We start from the raw sequence: 16,622 nt of genomic DNA, 5'->3' as shown, positions 1-16,622 counted from the left end.
TCCGCGATGTATCCCCGAGTAACCGCCGTCCTCGTCGCGCGCAACGGCGCAGCGTATCTGGAACGCACCCTCGCGGCGCTCCGAGCACAGACCCGTCAGCCCGACGCGACCGTCTTCGTCGACGGGGGCTCGAAGGACGCGACGGGCGAGCTGCTCGCCGGGTGGGGCCCGTCCCAGCTGGTCCAGGTCTCCGAGAACCTGCCCTTCGGCCAGGCGGTCGCGCGCGCGGTGCGCGTGATGCAGCCTCCGCGGGGCGAGGACGAGTGGCTCTGGCTGCTCGCGCAGGACTCCGCTCCCGAGCCCGGGGCGCTCGCCGCGCTGCTCGGCGCCGTCGAGGTCGCCCCCTCCGTCGCGGTCGCCGGCCCGAAGGTCATGGACTGGACCCGGTCCGGCTACATCCGCAGCTACGGCGAATCGATCACGAACTACGGCACCACGGTCCACCTCGTCGAGGACGAGCTCGACCAGGGGCAGCACGACGCCACTCCCGACGTCCTCGCGGTCGCCGCGGGCGGCATGCTCGTGCGCCACTCCCTGTGGGAGGAGCTCGGCGGGTTCGACCCCGGTCTGCCCGTGGTCGACGACGCCCTCGACTTCTCGATCCGCACCCGCCTGGCCGGGCACCGCGTCAGCCGGGTGCCGGACGCGCGGGTCACGACCGCCCGCATCGGCCTGCAGCGCCCCGACGGCCGTCGCATCGACGGAGGGGAGCGCCGCCGCGCGAGGCAGCACCGCACCGCGCAGCTGCACCGCCGCCTCGCGTACGCGCCCGTGGCGCTGCTCGTCCTGCACTGGCTCTCGCTCGTGCCGCTCGCCGTCGGGCGCGCGGTCGTCCGCCTGCTCCGCAAGCAGCCGGGACTCGTCGGCGGCGAGCTGCTCGCCGCGGTCGTCGTCGCCTTCGGCGCCACGAAGGTGCTGCGGGCGCGGAAGATCCTGCGCTCCTCGAAGAACGTGGGCTGGAAGGCGATCGCGCCGCTGCGGATCCCGCTGGACACCGTCCGCCAGCTGCGCTCCGTGCGGCACGACGCCGTCCGGGTCCAGGCGAGCCGCGAGCGGCACCCCCTGCACTTCTTCCAGAGCGGAGGGATCTGGGTCGTTCTCGCGGCAGCGCTCGCGGGTCTCATCATCTACACGCCCCTGATCGCGGCACCCGCCCTGAGCGGGGGCGGCCTGCTGACCCTCTCGCCCACGGTCGCCGAGCTGTGGCGCAACGCGGCCTACGGATGGCGCGACCTCGGCTCCGGCTTCATCGGAGCGGCCGATCCCTTCGCCGCCGTGCTCGCGGTGCTGGGGTCGATCACCTTCTGGTCGCCGAGCTACGCGATGGTGCTGCTCTACCTGACGGCGCTCCCGCTCGCCGCGATGGGCGCCTGGCTGATGGTCGCGCGGATCACGCCGCGACCCCTCGCCCGGGCGTTCGGCGCCATCGCGTGGATCCTGGCCCCCGCGTTCTACGCGGCGCAGGCCGACGGGCGGCCGGGCCCGATCCTGGTGCACGTGCTGCTGCCGTGGCTGTTCTTCGCCGGCTTCGGCGCGTACCGCTCGTGGTCCGCCTCCGCCACCGCGTCGCTCCTCGCCGCCGCCGTCGTCGCCTGCGCTCCGATCCTGTCGCTGCCGCTGCTGGTGGTGTGGCTCGTCATCCTCGCGACCTCCGGACGCCGCCTCGGCCGCTTCGCCGGCCTGCCGATCCCCGCGTTCGCCCTGCTGTTCCCCCTGGTCGTCGCCCATGCGCCCCGCGGGAACTGGTTGGCCGTCCTCGCCGACCCGGGAGTGCCTCTGCCCTCCGTCCGGGCGGACTTCTTCTCGCTCCTCGCGGGCGTCCCGGCGGGGCTGCCGGGCGACTGGACCGGCTTCCTCTCGGACCGGCTCGGCATCGCCGAGGCGGCCGCTCCGCTCGCGACCCTCGTGCTCGTGCTCCCGCTGATCGTCGCCGCCCTCGGATCCCTCCTGCTGCCGAACAACCTCCCCGCCCTGGGTGGGGTGGGAGTCGCGGCCGCCGGCCTGCTCACCGCCTCCCTCGCCCAGGGGATCCAGGTCGCGACCGCCGGCTCCGAGTCGGTGGCCGTGTGGAGCGGTACCGGGCTCAGCCTCTACTGGCTCGGCCTGGTGATCGGCTTCTCGCTGTCGCTCGGTGCTCTGCCCTCGCTGCGCCTGGTGACCGCCCTCGTCGTCACGGTCACCGCCGCTCTCGCGGTCGGTCCCTTCGCGCTGGCGTTCCCCGCCTCCGACGGCTCGTCCATCGCGAGCACCTCCGATCGATCGCTCCCCGCGTACGTCGCGGCCGAGGCGCAGAACGACCCGCGCGTCGGCACGATCGTTCTGGTGCCGCAGGACGACGGCGGGATCCTCGCCCGTCTCGAGCGCGGCGCGGGAGCGACGCTGGACCAGCAGTCGACCCTCGCCGCGACCGGTGCCGAGAGGACCGACGAGATCGACGAGCTCGCCGGGAACCTCGTGTCGCGCTCCGGCTACGACGTCGAGGGGGCGCTCGACGAGCTCGGCGTCCGCTTCGTGGTGCTCACCGACGCCGACGACGCGCAGGCGGGCGACGCGGCGTCGGCCGTGCAGGCCCGTGCCGCGGTCTCGCTCGACGGCAACCCCGCGTTCTCGGCCGTCGGCGACACGAACTACGGCCTCCTCTGGAGCGCCGTCGACCCCGACGACCAGCGCGTGGAGGCCGCTCCCGAGGACGTGGTCGGCCCCTTCGGCATCGCCTACACGACCGCTCTGCTGCTCGTGTTCCTCGTCGCGGTCCTGCTGGCCGTCCCCACGGGGATGTCGCTCGAACGCGCTCGGTCGGGTGCCGCCGTCGCGGGCATGGACGACGAGCCGGGCGAGGCCACCGGCCAGTTCGACGACGGGACCGACGATGTCTGATCCCCGCGACCAGGAGAAGAAGATGCCCGCGGTCCCCCCGCCCCCGGTCGATCCGACGCGCGCCGAGCGGAGAGCCGCGCGTGCACTCTCGAAGGAGCGGAGCGCGGCGGCCGGCACGGACTCCGTCGCCACCGTCCCGCCGAAGCCTCCGCGCGACCGGCGCGCCTCCGCCGCCCGTCGCCGCCGCAACGCGATGCGGACCGCGGTCGGCGCGGTCGGTGTCGTGCTCGCCGCCACCGCTGTCGTCCTGCCCCAGCTGCTCCCGCTCCCCGCGGCGACCCGGGCCGCGGAGGGCGTCTCCGTCACCCCCGTCGCCGCCGACAGCGCTCTCGTCTGCGGGGGAGACCTCCTCGACGCGACCGATCCGGAGGAGCTCCGCGCCCTCGAGGGATCGCGCTCGGCCGTCTGGCCGGACGGCGTCGCGACCGACTCCGCCGTCCTCGACGAGCCGGACGTGGCCGCGCCTGGCAGCGGGATCGCGCGCCTGGTCGTGCCCGCCGGCGCCGACCCGACGCCGGGAGGCGCGACGACGCAGTCGATCGCGACCGAGACCGTCTCCGGTCTGAGCGCGCTGGGGTGCGCCGAGCCCTCGGCCGACAGCTGGATCGTCGGCGGCTCGACGGACGTCGGCTCGACCTCCGTCCTCGTCCTCGCCAATGCGAGCGAGGTGGCGGCCACCGTCGACCTCTCGCTCTACGGCGAGAACGGGCCGATCGCCGCCACCGGATCCACGGGCATCGTCGTGCCGCCCGGGACCGTCCGCGCACTGCCCCTCGCGGGGCTCGCGCCCGACGTCGTGCAGCCGGTCGTGCGGATGACCGCGCGCGGCGGCGAGATCGCGGCGAGCCTCCAGAGCACCGCCATCGCCGGCCTCACCCCCGTGGGCGTCGAGGCGACCGCTCCGTCGGCGGCCCCGTCGACCCTGACCGTCGTCTCCGGCTACCGGATCTCGACCCCTCCCGCCGAGACGTCCAGCGACGACGGCACGGGCGGCGCCGGCAGCCCCGTGCTGAGGATCCTGGCGCCCGGCGAGGCCGACAGCACCGTCTCGATCGAGGTCGCGAACGAGGACCCGAGCGGCGCGGGGACGTCGACGCAGGTCGTCGTGCCGGCCGGCCGGGTCGGCGAGGTCCCGCTGTCGGGACTCGCCGAGGGCTCCTACCGCATCACGCTCACCTCGGACGAGCCCGTCGTCGCGGCGGGACGCACGACGTCGACCGGCTCCGCCGGCACCGACTACGCCTGGTTCGCCTCCGGCACGTCCACCTCGACGCCCTTCGGCGTGGCCGGCACGGGCGAGCCCGGGGCCCGCCTGCACCTCGCGAACGGCAGCGACACGACCGCCTCCGTGGTGCTCGACTCCGCCTCGGGCTCGCGCACCGTGGAGATCGGCCCCTTCGCCTCCGCGACCGTCGACCCCGGGGTCGACCCGCTCGTGGTCACGAGCGATCAGCCGGTGCAGGCGTCGGTGTCGATCGCGAGCGACGGGCGCCTCGCGGCCTACCCGATCGTCCCGCCCGGTCCGCTCTCGTCGCCGATCACGGTCTACTCGCACTGAGCGGCGGCGCCCCGGGCGTCAGAGGTGGCGGAAGCGGTCCGGGGAGATGTCCCACGGGTCGCGGCCGAGGAGCTCGGCGACCGCGCGGAACACGTGGCTCTCGATGAGCATCCGCTCGTGGAACTCGTCGCGACGGTGCAGCTTGGCGAGGCGCTGGATCGGCACCCGGTAGAGCGTGATGCGGCGCTCGGCGTGGTCCACCCGCCAGCGGGCGATGCCCGTGGCCCGCAGCCGCGCAGGATCGACGTCCGGAGTCGCCGCGACGTCGACGCGGATGCCCGCCAGCTCGTCGGGCCAGGCGCCGCGGAGGTAGTCGATGGCGGATCCGACCGTCATCTCGAAGAAGTCGGTGCGGGTCTGCAGCAGGGGCAGGTGGGGCCCGGTGACGGGGCCGCGGATGCCGCGACCGTGCCTGTCCCTCGAGCCGCCCCGCACCGATGCCGCCTGACGAGCGGTGTAGCGACGAGCACGGGGCATGCCCCCAGCCTATTGCTACTGTGGGCGCGATGACCGGACGGCAGTGCTCGCGGACGGGCTGCCGGGCTCCGGCCGCCGTCACTCTGACCTACGACTACCGCGACTCGGTCGTCGCCGTCGGCCCGCTGAGCGCCGCGCCCGACCCGCACGGCTACGACCTCTGCGAGGCGCACGACGCCCGACTCTCGGTCCCGCAGGGCTGGACGACGATCCGCTACCGGGAGCCGTCCGCCGAGGAGTGACCCGAGCGGTCGGGGAAACCGCGCGGCGCGCCGGCCAGGACCGGCGCGAGCCGGTCGAGGCGGTCGGCGGCGAGCCGCAGGGCGCGCTCCTCGCGCACCCGGCGCAGCGCCGAGACGGCCAGGAGGAAGTCCTCCGCCGGCGCGGAGGGCACCGGGGACACCGAGGCCGACACCTCGTGCGCGAGCGACGCGGCCAGCTGCGAGCGGGAGGGCTCGGTCATCCCGGTCCGGTTCCGCAGGAACTGCGCGAGCCGGCGGGCCAGAGCATCGGGGAGCCGCGCGACATCGGCGGTGGCCGCCCAGCCGAGCAGCGGCTCCGGCACCTCGGCGCGGAGCTCCACGACCGACGGGACCCGCTCGAGCTGACTGTGAGTCCCGGCGAGGACGTCGCCGAGCCGTCGGGAGCGGCGGGACAGCAGCCCGACGACGGCGGCGAGCCCGCCGGCCGTCATCACGATCTCGAGGACCGCGGTCATCCCGCGCACCAGCGCGTGACGGAAGGAGATCGCTCCACCGTCGTCCCGGACGACCCGGGCTCCGACCGCGAGCTTCCCGAGCGAGCGTCCGCGCGTCGCCGTCTCGACGGCGACCGGGACGAGCACGAGGGAGGTGACGAGAGCGGCGATGCCGACGGCCGCCGCGGCGGACGGGTCGAGGCCGTCCCCTCCGGCGAGGACGGAGACCAGGTAGAACAGCGCGAGGGCCAGGAGGATCTCGGCGACGAGGTCGATGACCGCCCCGCAGGCCCGGAGGACGAAGGAGGTCACGGGGACCTCGAGGGCGATCGCCTCACCCGTGATCAGGCCGTCGTCCTCGCCCTCGTCCAGCCGATCGATGCCCATGGCTATCATCTAAACAGATGGACATCGACGCTCTCTCGGCCGCGCGCGACGCGCAGTGGCGCCGCCTGGACGAGCTCTCGCGCAAGCGCCGGCTCACCGGCGACGAGGCGGACGAGCTCGTCGAGCGCTACCAGTCGGCGTCCGCCGATCTGGCCGCGATCGCCTCGACGGCGGGATCGACCGCCGTCGGCGCCCGGCTCGCCGTCTCGCTCTCGCGGGCGCGCGGCCGGCTCACCGGCACCGGGGAGGAGCCGCTCGCGGCGATCGCGCGATTCGCGGTCGTGACGCTGCCCGCCGCGCTGCACCGCCTCCGCTGGCTCACGCTCGCCGTCGCCCTGGCCACCGCGCTCGTGGCGACGCTGTTCGCGGTGTGGATCCTGGGGGACGCCCGCCTGCTCGCCTCGCTCGGCGACGACGAGCAGCTGCGGCGTTTCGCCCAGGAGGACTTCGTCGACTACTACTCCGAGAACCCGGCCGCGTCCTTCGCCGGCCAGGTCTGGACCAACAACGCCTGGATCGCGGCGCAGTGCGTCGCCTTCGGCATCGTCGGCGTCTACGTGCCGTACATCCTTCTGCAGAACGCGCAGAACCTCGGCACCTCGATCGCCGTGATGTTCCACTACGGCGAGGGCGACACGTTCTTCCTCTACATCGCCCCGCACGGCCAGCTCGAGCTGACGGCCGTGTTCGTGGCGGCCGCGGCGGGACTGCGGATCTTCTGGGCCTGGATCGCGCCGGGAGCGCGCACCCGCGGCCAGGCGCTCGCGGAGGACGCCCGGAGTCTGTTCACCGTGGCGCTCGGGCTCGTGTTCGTGCTGTTCGTCGCCGGGATCATCGAGGGCTTCGTCACGCCGGCGCCGTGGCCGTGGTTCGTGAAGATCGGGATCGGGTCGGTGGCGCTGCTCGCGTTCCTCGCCTACATGATCGTGCTCGGCGGCCGGGCCGCCCGGGCGGGGGAGACCGGCGACCTCGACCGCTTCGCGCGCGGCTCCCGCAGCATCGCCGACGCCTGATCAGAGCCGGCCGGCCGCCTTCAGGGCGATGTAGCGGTCGGCGAGGGCCGGCGGCAGCTTCTCGGGCGTCGCGAGGACGACGTCGCCGCCGAGCCGGCGCACGGCCGCCGCCAGCCGGTCCGCGTCGCCGAGCGAGCGCTCCGCGGCTGCCGCGGTGTAGACGGCCGCGCGGTCGCTCCGGTCGGCCGCCATCTCGACGAGCTCGGGATCCAGCGAGCACGCCACGACGACCGTGTGCGTGCGGGTCAGCTGGGGGAGCACCGCCAGCAGCCCCTCCGAGGCGCCGACCGAGTCGAGGGCGGTGAGGAGGACGACCAGGGAGCGCTGCGGGACGAGGGCCCGCACCTGCGCAGGCACGGCCGACCAGTCGGTCTCGACGAGCTGCGGCTGCACCGGAGCGAGGGCGTCGACGACCCGGCCGAGGACCTCGCTCCCGGAGGCGCTGTGGACGCGGGCGCGTCGGGCGCGGTCGAAGGCGAGCACGTCGATCCGGTCGCCCGCGCTCGCCGCGAGGGCCGAGAGCAGCAGAGCCGCCTCGATCGCCGTGTCCAGCCGGGGCTCGTCCGCGATGCGGGCGGCGGAGGTGCGCCCGGTGTCGAGGACGACGACCACGCGCCGGTCCCGTTCCGGGCGCCAGGTGCGGACGACGGGCTCACGGCGCCGCGCCGTCGCCCGCCAGTCGAGCGAGCGCACGTCGTCGCCGCGGACGTACTCCCGGAGGCTGTCGAACTCGGTGCCCTGCCCTCGGATCATGACGCTCGTGCGGCCCTCCAGCTCGCGCAGCCGGGCGAGCCGGGAGGGCAGGTGCCGGCGGGAGCGGAACGGCGGGAGCACCCGCACCGTCGCGGGAGCCGACCGCGTCGCCTGCCGCCCGGCGAGCCCCAGGGGTCCGTCCGACCGGATCGTCACGTGGAGGGCGTGCCGCTCGCCGCGCCGACGCGGCTCCAGCACCGTCCTGACGGCTCGGCGCTCTCCGGAGGGGAGGTCCAGTGCCGTGCGGGTGCGCAGCGCCCCCGCCGACGGCTCCCACGCGTCGCGGACGACTCCGCGGACGCGGCGGCGCCCGGTGCTCGTGATCAGCAGTTCCGCCTCCGCGCGCTCGCCGAGACGGACGCGGTCCGGCACGACGCGCTCGAGGCGGACGGCGCGTGGCGAGCCGGCGACCGCCAGGTCGACGCCGACGAGGACGGCCCAGACGAGCAGCCAGAGCGCGAGCACGGCGAAGGCGACCTGCGCCCGCCCGCCGAGCAGGACGACGGGGACGAGGCCGACGAGGAGGACGAGGACGGAGCGTCCGGAGAGGTGCACGGATCAGACCGGGACGCGGACCTGCTGCAGGACGCCGCCGAGGACGGCCTCCGTCCGGACGCCCTCGAGCTCCGCCTCCGGCTGGAGCTGGAGGCGGTGCCGCAGGACGGGCAGGACCATGGCCTGCACGTGGTCTGGAGTGATCGAGCCGTAGCCGTTCAGCCAGGCCCACGCCCGCGAGGCGGCCAGCAGGGCCGTCGAGCCGCGGGGGCTCGCGCCGAGCTTCACGCTCGGGCTCTCGCGCGTGGCGCGGGCGATGTCGACGATGTAGCCGAGGACGTCGGCTCCGGCTCCGACCCGGCGGACGGAGTCCTGAGCGGCCCGGAGCCGCCCCGCGTCGAGCACCGGGTGCACCCCCGCCGCCTGGAGATCGCGCGGATCGAAGCCGGCCGCGTGGCGCGACAGCACCTCGACCTCGATGTCGCGCGGCGGGATCTCGAGCACGAGCTTGAGGAGGAAGCGGTCCAGCTGCGCCTCCGGGAGCGCGTAGGTGCCCTCGTACTCCACCGGGTTCTGCGTGGCGGCCACGAGGAACGGATCGGGGAGGGCGAGGGTGCGCCCGTCGACGCTGACCTGCCGCTCCTCCATCGCCTCGAGCAGCGCCGCCTGGGTCTTCGGCGGGGTGCGGTTGATCTCGTCCGCGAGCAGCAGGTTCGTGAAGACCGGGCCCTCCCGGAAGGAGAAGCCGGAGGTGGACGCGTCGTAGACGAGCGAGCCGGTGATGTCGCCGGGCATGAGGTCCGGGGTGAACTGCACGCGGCGGGTGTCGAGCCCGAGCGAGAGCGACAGGGCGCGCACGAGGAGAGTTTTCGCGACTCCGGGGACGCCCTCGAGCAGGACGTGCCCGCCGGCGAGGAGGGCGATGAGGAGGCCGGAGACCGCGCCGTCCTGCCCGACGACGGCGCGGCCGACCTCGGTGCGGACGCGGTCGAGCTCTGCGCGCAGCCCGTCCTCGGCGATCGGCGGGAGGGGGGAGTCGGTCATCGGAGCGTGCCTTCCTGTCGTCGGACGGGGTGCGGAGTCGGGGCGAGGGCGGCGCGGACGGCGCTCTCGAGGCGGAGGAGGTCGTCGGATGCGCGCACGAGCGACGCGTCGTCGGCGGGCTCGTCCTCGACGAGGAGCCGGCGCAGGGCGATCGGGTCGCCGCCGAGCAGTCCGGCCGTGCCGCTCACGATCTCGTCGACCCCGGCGGCGGTGGACAGACCGAGCATCGAGGCGAGGCGGCGGAGCGTGCCGATGCGCAGCGCGTCGAGGGCCCGGACGCGGGTGCTCCCTCGCGCGTAGAGGCGCGCGCGGCCGCGGGCGGTCTCGCTCGCGTGCACGACGACGGGCAGCGGCTCGACGGCGAGCGGACCGAAGCGGCGGCCGCGCCAGACGGCCGAGGCCACTCCGACGGCCAGCAGCAGGAGGATCGCGGGCGTGACCCAGCCGGGAGCGAGATCGGCCGGATCGACGGCGCCCTCGCCGCGCAGGTCGTCGAACCCGACGCGGTACCAGACGAGGCGCTCCTCGCCGCCGAGCAGATTCAGGGCGAGGGCGGCGCGCCCCTGCTCGTCGATCGTCCCGTTGCGGAGCACGTCGGCGTCGCCGAGGACCGCGACGTCCGCGCCTGCGGGGCTCGTGCCCGTGACGAGTGCGAAGGCGTCGTCCCCGGTGGGGAAGCAGCCCGTCGCCCCGCCCTCGACGATGCGGTAGGCCCGACCGCCCGCAGGGATCGCTCCCGCGCGTGCGGCGGCCCGGACGGCGCAGTCGGCGTCGAGCGACCCCTCCGCGAGCGGGACGCCCGCGGACGCCACCCCGGGGAGCAGGGCGTCGAGCGCGGTGGCGGTCGGGCGGACGAGCACGATCGAGCCGAAGGCGTCCTCGAGGTCGGCGTACTGCTGCTCGTCGAGCACGGCGTCGGCGTCGTCGACCAGGAGCACCGCGCCGGAGTCCGCGGCCCCGAGCGCCGTGTCGAGGTCGTCGGCGCGCTCGACGGGGACGTCCTCCTCGCGCAGGACCTGCGCGACGGCGCGGGACCCGTCCGGGGCGGCGCTGTCGACGTCGAGGTCGGGCGCGAGCGCCGGCGCCCCCGTGGCGACGGTCAGCAGCACGGTGCCCACGGCGACGAGCGCGAGGAGCGCCGCCCACACGCGCCCACGGCGCAGCAGCGCCCCGAGGGTCGGGGTGGAGACGGCATCGGTCGCCGCCGTCATCGGGAGGCCCCGGTGAGCGGATCCGCGGAGAGCGGGAGCGTCGGGTCCGCGACCGCGAGTGCGTCGTCGAGTGCGCGGACGCGGGAGTACTCCTCGGGTCCGCCCGGTCGGTCGAGGTACCGCACTGCGTCGAAGTCGTCGGCGGTGCGCCCGAGATCGGCGGCCGATCCGGGGAACACGGCCTGGGCGCGGCGGGCGAAGCCGTGCGCGGTCGTGCCCGGGGAGGCGCGGACCAGCGTCCGCTCGTCGAGGGAGCGGACCAGCGCGCGGAACCGCTCGATCACGGCCTCGCTCCAGTCCCCGCGCGCCGCGGCGGCCTCGGCGAGCGCCCGGAGGTCGGCCGACGAGCGCCCGTCGTCCGCGGCCAGCACCGACCCGCGGAGCGCGCTGCGGCGGCGCAGGCTCGGCCGACCCGCGATCAGCAGCGCGGTGACGACGAGCGCGACGACGACGAGGACCCCGATCACCGCGGCGATCGGGACGGCCGGGCCGTCCGTCGGCACGGTGAGGGACGAGAACCAGTCGCGGACGGCCTGCACCGCCCGGTCGAACCAGCTCGGCTCCGCCGCCCGGTAGCGCGGGTCGGCGAGCTCCTCGAGCAGGAGGCGCCGGGCCTCCTCGGCGTCGGGGTCCAGTGCGGTCGCGGGGGGCAGGGCGCGGATCACCGCGGCGTCCGCTCCGGCGCCGGGAACGGATCGGGGGAGTCCAGGCCCGCCGCGCGGTCCTCGACGTGCCGCAGGAGGACGAGGTCGAAGCCCTCGCGGCGCATCCGGCGGTCGAGGTAGGCGAGTCCGGTGACGGCGGCCTGCAGGACCGTGCCGACCGCGCCGATCACGAGTCCGACGGCCAGCGAGAGCAGGGTGACGACCAGCGAGGCGGCGATCTGCGCCTCCGGATCGGTCGGCGCGATCAGAGCACCGCCGATCGGCACGAGCAGGCTCAGGGGAGTGGCGACGACCTGTCCCGCGACCTGCACGATGACGAGCATCAGGGCCAGGGCGCCGAAGGTGCGCCAGAACCCGCCGGCGACCAGCGCCCACGAGCGCGCCACGGCACGGCGGAGCGTCTGGCGCTCGACGACCAGGAGGCTCGGCACGAGGGCGAGCTTCGTCCCGATCCAGGCGCCCAGCGCCGTCGCCGATGCCGCTGCGACGAGCAGCACGAGGACGCCGCCGACGATCGCGCCCGCACCCGCGTCCTGCGCGCCCACGACGAAGAGGGGGACCGCGACGGCCACGGCGACGAGGACGAGCAGGGAGAGCCCGATGCCCTGGAGGACCGTCCAGCCTACCAGCGCCCAGAAGCGACCGCGGAGCCGGGCGAGGAGCTGCCTGAGCGTCGGCCTCTCTCCGAGCACCGCCCGCGAGACCTCGAGCACCACGAGGCCCTGCACCAGGGCGCCGGTGGCGAGCGAGACGCCCAGGGGGATGAGGGCGGCGAGGATCACGATCGCGATCGAGCCCGCACCCACGGCGTCGCGGTCGGCCGCTTCCGCCTGGTCGATGCGGCCGAGGGCGAGGACGGCGACGATTCCGTAGATCACGAGGGCGAGCACCGAGCCGACCCCCTGGATCAGCAGGGCCGGTCCGAGGGTCGTCCGGGGGCTGCGGCGCAGCACCTGGAACGGAGCGCCGAGCAGCGTGCCGAAGCCGAGGGGGCGCAGCGGTACCAGACCGGGGCGCGGGGGCGGCGTCCACCCGCTCGCAGCGACCGTGGGCGCGCTGGAGTGCCAGGGGCTCGAGGGCGACCAGGCGCTCGGGGCGACGGGAGCGGGAGGGCGCGGCGCGTCGGCTCCGACGGGCGGGCGGTCCTGCGCGCCCGCCTCGTCCGAGGGCCCGGAGGGCGGCGGCCAGTGAGCTGCGTCGGTCATCGCTCCCATGCTGGCACAGGCGTGTCCGAGGCTCCTCTCCCGCGTCCCGCCGAACGTCGAGCGGACTCGGTTAGCCTGGAGCACATCCGCGCGCGCCCAGGGGGGCCGGCGCGGGAGGAACGAGGAAGACAGGCTCATGAGCGCGCGCATTCTGGTGGTCGACGACGACGCGGCCCTCGCCGAGATGATCGGCATCGTCCTGCGGGCCGAGGACTACGACGTCTCGTTCTGCGCCGACGGCTCGGGTGCTCTCGAGGCCTTCCGCAGGTCCCGCCCCGATCTCCTCCTGCTCGACCTGATGCTTCCCGGGATGGACGGCATCGAGGTGTGCCGCGAGGTGCGCGCCGAGTCGGGCGTCCCCATCATCATGCTCACGGCGAAGTCCGACACCTCCGACGTCGTGCAGGGGCTCGAGTCGGGCGCCGACGACTACATGGTGAAGCCCTTCGATCCCAAGGAGCTCGTCGCGCGGATCAAGACCCGGCTGCGCCCCGCGCAGGTCGCCGCCAACGCCGTGCTGCAGGTCGGCGACCTCAGCCTCGACGTCGCCGGGCACGAGGTGCGCCGCGGCGACACCCGCATCGGCCTCACCCCGCTCGAGTTCGACCTGCTCCTCGCGCTCGCCTCGAAGCCGCAGCAGGTGTTCACGCGGGAGATGCTGCTCGAGCAGGTCTGGGGCTACCACTACAAGGCCGACACCCGGTTGGTGAACGTCCACGTCCAGCGCTTGCGCGCCAAGGTCGAGAAGGACCCGGACGACCCCCGCATCGTGATGACCGTGCGCGGCGTGGGCTACCGCGCGGGCGCCGTCGTCCCCGGCTGACCGTGTCGTCCGCGCGCCGCTTCCCCACGGCCGGCGTCCGGCGCTGGCCCGGTCGGGTGCTCCGCGTCTGGCGGCGCTCGCTGCAGTTCCGCGCCGTCGCCATCACCGTGCTGCTCAGCGGGATCGCGATCGGATCGACCGGCGCGTACCTCTCGTACAGCATCAGCGACAACCTCTTCCAGTCGCGACTCACGCAGGTCACCGGCGACACCTCGCGGGCGACCCGCGCGGCGCAGGGCTACCTCGACGCGGCCACCGTCTCCACCCGTCAGGACATGGAGGAGGTGATGAGCTCGGTCCGCACCGCCATCCGCGACGCGTCCTCCTCCGCTCTCATCGCGATCGTCCGCTCTCCCGACCAGGAGGCGTCCTCGCTCGCCCCGCAGGACATCTACAACCGCGAGCTGCAGGACGGCATCATCAGCGACGAGCTCCGCCAGCGCGTGCAGGCGGGGTCGGAGGGGCAGTACTGGCAGTCGGTGACCCTCGACGCCGACGGCGACGAGCAGCCCGGCATCCTCGTCGGCTCGACTCTCGAGCTGCCGAGCTCCGCCGGGCGGTACGAGCTCTACATCGGCTACTCGCTGGCCGACGCCGAGCGCACGCTCCAGTTCGTCCAGCAGGTGCTGAACGTCGCCGGGCTCCTGCTGATCCTGCTCATCGGAGCCGTCAGCTGGGTCGTCGTGCGCATCGTCGTGGCCCCGGTGCGCGTCGCCGCCGAGACCAGCCAGCGCCTGGCCGCGGGGGACGTCGACGTGCGGATCCCGGAGAAGGGCGAGGACGTGATCGCGACGCTCGCCCGCTCCTTCAACGGCATGGCCGACAGCCTGCAGGAGCAGATCAGCGAGCTCGCGACCCTCAGCCGCGTGCAGCAGCGCTTCGTCTCGGACGTCTCGCACGAGCTGCGCACCCCGCTGACCACGATGAAGCTCGCGGGCGACGTCCTCTACGACCAGCGCGAGGGCTTCCCGCCCGTCGCCGAGCGCACGGTCGAGCTGCTGCACGGGCAGATCGCCCGCTTCGAGAGCCTGCTCGCCGATCTGCTCGAGATCTCCCGGCACGACGCCGGATCGGCGGAGCTCGAGCTGGAGCCGGTGAACCTGGTCCGCCTCGCCGGCGACGAGATCGACGGGATGCGCGGGATCGCGGAGGCGAACGGGTCGGTGCTCACCCTCTCCGCGCCCGGCGGCTACTTCGACGCCGACATGGACGCGCGCCGCATCCGCCGCATCGTCCGCAACCTCCTCGGCAACGCCATCGAGCACGGCGACGGCCGCGAGATCGTGGTCACCGTCGACAGCAACGCGACGGCCGTGGCGCTCGCCGTCCGCGATTACGGGCACGGCATGAGCTCGGAGGAGGTGGTGCGCGTCTTCGACCGCTTCTGGCGCGCCGATCCCTCCCGCAAGCGCACGCTCGGCGGCACCGGGCTGGGCATGTCGATCGCCCAGGAGGACACCGCCCTGCACCACGGCTGGCTGCAGGTGTGGTCGATGCCGGACCGCGGTGCGTGCTTCCGCTTGACCATCCCCCGGCGCCGGGGCGAGCGCATCGAGTCCTCGCCGCTCCCGCTGCCTCCCGTCGACGCGGGGGAGCAGGCCTTCACCGGCCCGATCGTCATGCCGCCCCTGCCCGAGGCCGTCTCGTGAGCCGGCGCGCCCTGCACGCGCTCGCAGGAACGGCGGCGGTCCTGCTCGCGCTGGTCGGCTGCGCCGGCATCCCGCGCGACGGCGACGTGGGCGTCGGGCGCGCCGACTCCGCGCCGCAGGACCTGCAGTACGACTTCCTGCCCTCCGGTCCGGCCGAGGGCGCGTCCCAGCGCGAGATCCTCACCGGCTTCATCGACGCCGCCTCCAGTCCGCAGAGCAACTACAAGATCGCGCGCGAGTTCCTGTCGGCCGGAGCCGACTGGACTCCGAGCGAGCACGTCACCGTCGACGAGGGGCAGCGCTCGCCGACGCAGCAGTCCTCCTCGACCCTCACCCTCTCGATCACTCCGGTGGCCGAGATCGACGCGACCGGCGTGTACACCGAGGTCGCCTCCACGACCGCGCTGAGTCTCGACTACGGCTTCGTGCAGGAGGACGGGGAGTGGCGGATCAGCTCGCCGCCGAGCGGTGTCGTGATCGACCGCACCACGTTCGAGCAGGTCTTCTCGACCCACGCGCTCTACTTCTTCGACCCCTCCTACACCTACCTCGTGCCCGACCTGCGCTGGTTCGCCTCGCGGGCCGACAGCTCGACCAGCACCACGATCGTCACCGAGCTGCTCCGCGGCCCCACGCCCTGGCTGAGCGATTCCGGCGCGGTCGTGTCCGCCTTCCCGACCGGCACCTCCCTCGCCGCCGAGACCGTGCCGGTCGAGGCGCAGCAGGCCGTCGTCGACCTGAACCCGGCGGCGCTCGAGGCCGACGAGCGCCAGTGGCGGCTCATGCGCCTGCAACTCAGCCGCAGCCTCGGCTCCGTCTCGAACGTCACCGGAGTGGCGCTCTCGGTCGAGCAGAACCCGATCGAGGTGCCCGCCGAGGTGAGCGGGCTGCCGATCAGCCCCCGGGTCGACACGCGCCCCCTCGTGCTCACCGACGACGCGTTCGGCTTCCTCGGATCGGCGGGCCTCACCGAGACCGCCGTCTCGGATCGGGTGCGCGCACTGTCGCCGTCGGCCGTCGCGCTGGGGGAGCAGCGGGGTGCCGACTCCGAGGCCGCCGCGGCGGTGCTCTCCGCGGCCGGGGTCTCGCTCGTGGCCCCCGAGCAGCCGGACGTCCTGCTGGACGCCCGCGCGGGGCTGACGGCGCCCGCCATCGACCCGTTCGGCTACGTGTGGTCCGTGCCCTCGGCCGCGCCGAACCAGCTGGTGGCCTACGCCCCCGACGGCGCCGGCTCCTTCCAGGTGGCGACGGCCTGGTCCGAGGTCGAGACCCTCGCCTCGCTGTCGGTGTCGCGCGACGGCAGCCGGATGCTCGCCCTCGTCCAGGACGGGCAGCAGGCCTCCATTCTCGTCGCGGGCATCACGCGGTCGGCGAACGGGGATCCCGTGGCGGTCGGCGAGCCCGTCGTCCTCTCCTCGACGCTCGGCACCGCGGTCACCGCGGGCTGGACGGACGAGCTCGACGTCGTGTCGGTGGTGCGCGCGTCCACGGGCGAGGACGCCGTCACGCTGCACCAGCTCGGCGGCGGATCGACGCCGCTGGGCACCACGACCGGTGCGCGCCAGATCGCCGCGGGCAACGCGACCACGCAGATCCGCATCCTGGCCGAGGGCGGCGAGCTGCGGCAGCAGCGCGGATCCGCCTGGCAGACGATCGCGACCGACGTCCGCCTCCTGGCGACGCAGACCGGCATGGGGTCCTGAGCGCTCCTCCCCAGGACGTTCCACGACGGAGCGGACCCGGTGGCGCGTGGCGTCCGTCGCCGAGG

The 16,622-nt window shown here is 74.7% G+C and carries 14 protein-coding genes; 7 read left to right on the top strand and 7 right to left on the bottom strand.

The genetic code is table 11. The features are described from left to right. Both IOC53_RS13545 and IOC53_RS13540 read left to right on the top strand, forming a co-directional pair. A partial coding sequence (locus tag IOC53_RS13545) for a glycosyltransferase family 2 protein (protein WP_207406482.1) occupies positions 1-2,877 on the top strand: 2,877 nt, incomplete at its 5' end. After that, the gene (locus IOC53_RS13540) at positions 2,870-4,435 is read left to right on the top strand and encodes a DUF5719 family protein (protein WP_207406481.1); all 1,566 of its coding nucleotides are present in this window, start codon (positions 2,870-2,872) and stop codon (positions 4,433-4,435) included. The genes IOC53_RS13545 and IOC53_RS13540, both read left to right, overlap by 8 nt. A gap of 18 nt (positions 4,436-4,453) precedes the next feature. On the opposite strand, the gene IOC53_RS13535 is transcribed toward IOC53_RS13540, so the two are convergent. Further along, a complete protein-coding gene (locus IOC53_RS13535; RefSeq protein WP_207406480.1) occupies positions 4,454-4,912 on the bottom strand; it encodes a metallopeptidase family protein in 459 nt (152 codons plus the stop codon). Between the two features lie 29 nt (positions 4,913-4,941). Between IOC53_RS13535 and IOC53_RS13530 the strand changes: the two genes are divergently transcribed. Further along, positions 4,942-5,154: a DUF3499 family protein gene (locus IOC53_RS13530; protein WP_207406479.1), complete on the top strand. Its 213-nt coding sequence runs from the start codon at positions 4,942-4,944 to the stop codon at positions 5,152-5,154. Here IOC53_RS13530 and IOC53_RS13525 read toward each other — a convergent pair. Next, positions 5,127-5,996: an RDD family protein gene (locus IOC53_RS13525; protein ID WP_307786199.1), complete on the bottom strand. Its 870-nt coding sequence runs from the start codon at positions 5,994-5,996 to the stop codon at positions 5,127-5,129. The two genes, IOC53_RS13530 and IOC53_RS13525, sit on opposite strands and share 28 nt — an antisense overlap. A 17-nt stretch (positions 5,997-6,013) precedes the next feature. Between IOC53_RS13525 and IOC53_RS13520 the strand changes: the two genes are divergently transcribed. Further along, positions 6,014-7,009 carry a stage II sporulation protein M gene (locus IOC53_RS13520; RefSeq protein ID WP_207406476.1) on the top strand — a complete coding sequence of 332 codons (996 nt, stop codon included), beginning with the start codon at positions 6,014-6,016 and terminating at the stop codon, positions 7,007-7,009. Here IOC53_RS13520 and IOC53_RS13515 read toward each other — a convergent pair whose 3' ends face one another. From IOC53_RS13515 to IOC53_RS13495, 5 genes are read right to left on the bottom strand one after another with little or no spacing between them, the layout of a single operon-like run. After that, on the bottom strand, positions 7,010-8,317 hold the full coding sequence (locus tag IOC53_RS13515) for a DUF58 domain-containing protein (RefSeq protein ID WP_207406474.1): 1,308 nt from the start codon (positions 8,315-8,317) through the stop codon (positions 7,010-7,012). A 3-nt stretch (positions 8,318-8,320) separates the two neighbouring features. Further along, complete coding sequence (locus IOC53_RS13510; RefSeq protein WP_207406472.1) at positions 8,321-9,301, bottom strand: MoxR family ATPase; 981 nt, start codon at positions 9,299-9,301, stop codon at positions 8,321-8,323. Continuing rightward, on the bottom strand, positions 9,298-10,512 hold the full coding sequence (locus IOC53_RS13505) for a DUF4350 domain-containing protein (RefSeq protein ID WP_207406470.1): 1,215 nt from the start codon (positions 10,510-10,512) through the stop codon (positions 9,298-9,300). The genes IOC53_RS13510 and IOC53_RS13505 overlap by 4 nt, the downstream gene beginning before the upstream one ends. Next, positions 10,509-11,177 carry a DUF4129 domain-containing protein gene (locus IOC53_RS13500; RefSeq protein WP_207406469.1) on the bottom strand — a complete coding sequence of 223 codons (669 nt, stop codon included), beginning with the start codon at positions 11,175-11,177 and terminating at the stop codon, positions 10,509-10,511. Before IOC53_RS13500 ends, IOC53_RS13505 begins: the two co-directional genes overlap by 4 nt. Beyond that, entirely contained in the window at positions 11,174-12,382 is a 1,209-nt protein-coding gene (locus IOC53_RS13495; protein WP_207406467.1) for a hypothetical protein, read from the bottom strand. The genes IOC53_RS13500 and IOC53_RS13495 overlap by 4 nt, the downstream gene beginning before the upstream one ends. Positions 12,383-12,518: 136 nt before the next feature. On the opposite strand from IOC53_RS13495, the gene mtrA reads away from it, so the two are divergent. Genes mtrA through IOC53_RS13480 form a run of 3 tightly spaced genes read left to right on the top strand, consistent with a single transcriptional unit; the run spans position 12,519 to position 16,557 of the window. Further along, positions 12,519-13,205, top strand: coding sequence for an MtrAB system response regulator MtrA (mtrA, locus tag IOC53_RS13490; protein WP_207406464.1), 687 nt, complete (start codon positions 12,519-12,521; stop codon positions 13,203-13,205). 2 nt (positions 13,206-13,207) lie between these two features. Continuing rightward, complete coding sequence (mtrB, locus tag IOC53_RS13485) at positions 13,208-14,854, top strand: MtrAB system histidine kinase MtrB (protein ID WP_207406462.1); 1,647 nt, start codon at positions 13,208-13,210, stop codon at positions 14,852-14,854. After that, entirely contained in the window at positions 14,851-16,557 is a 1,707-nt protein-coding gene (locus IOC53_RS13480; RefSeq protein ID WP_207406460.1) for a GerMN domain-containing protein, read from the top strand. The genes mtrB and IOC53_RS13480 overlap by 4 nt, the downstream gene beginning before the upstream one ends. Positions 16,558-16,622: the final 65 nt, after the last annotated feature.

The organism is Rathayibacter sp. SD072 (assembly GCF_017355185.1).
Lineage (GTDB): Bacteria > Actinomycetota > Actinomycetes > Actinomycetales > Microbacteriaceae > Rathayibacter.
Note: the sequence above shows the minus strand (reverse complement) of the source record. Positions and strands in the feature narration are given on the sequence as shown.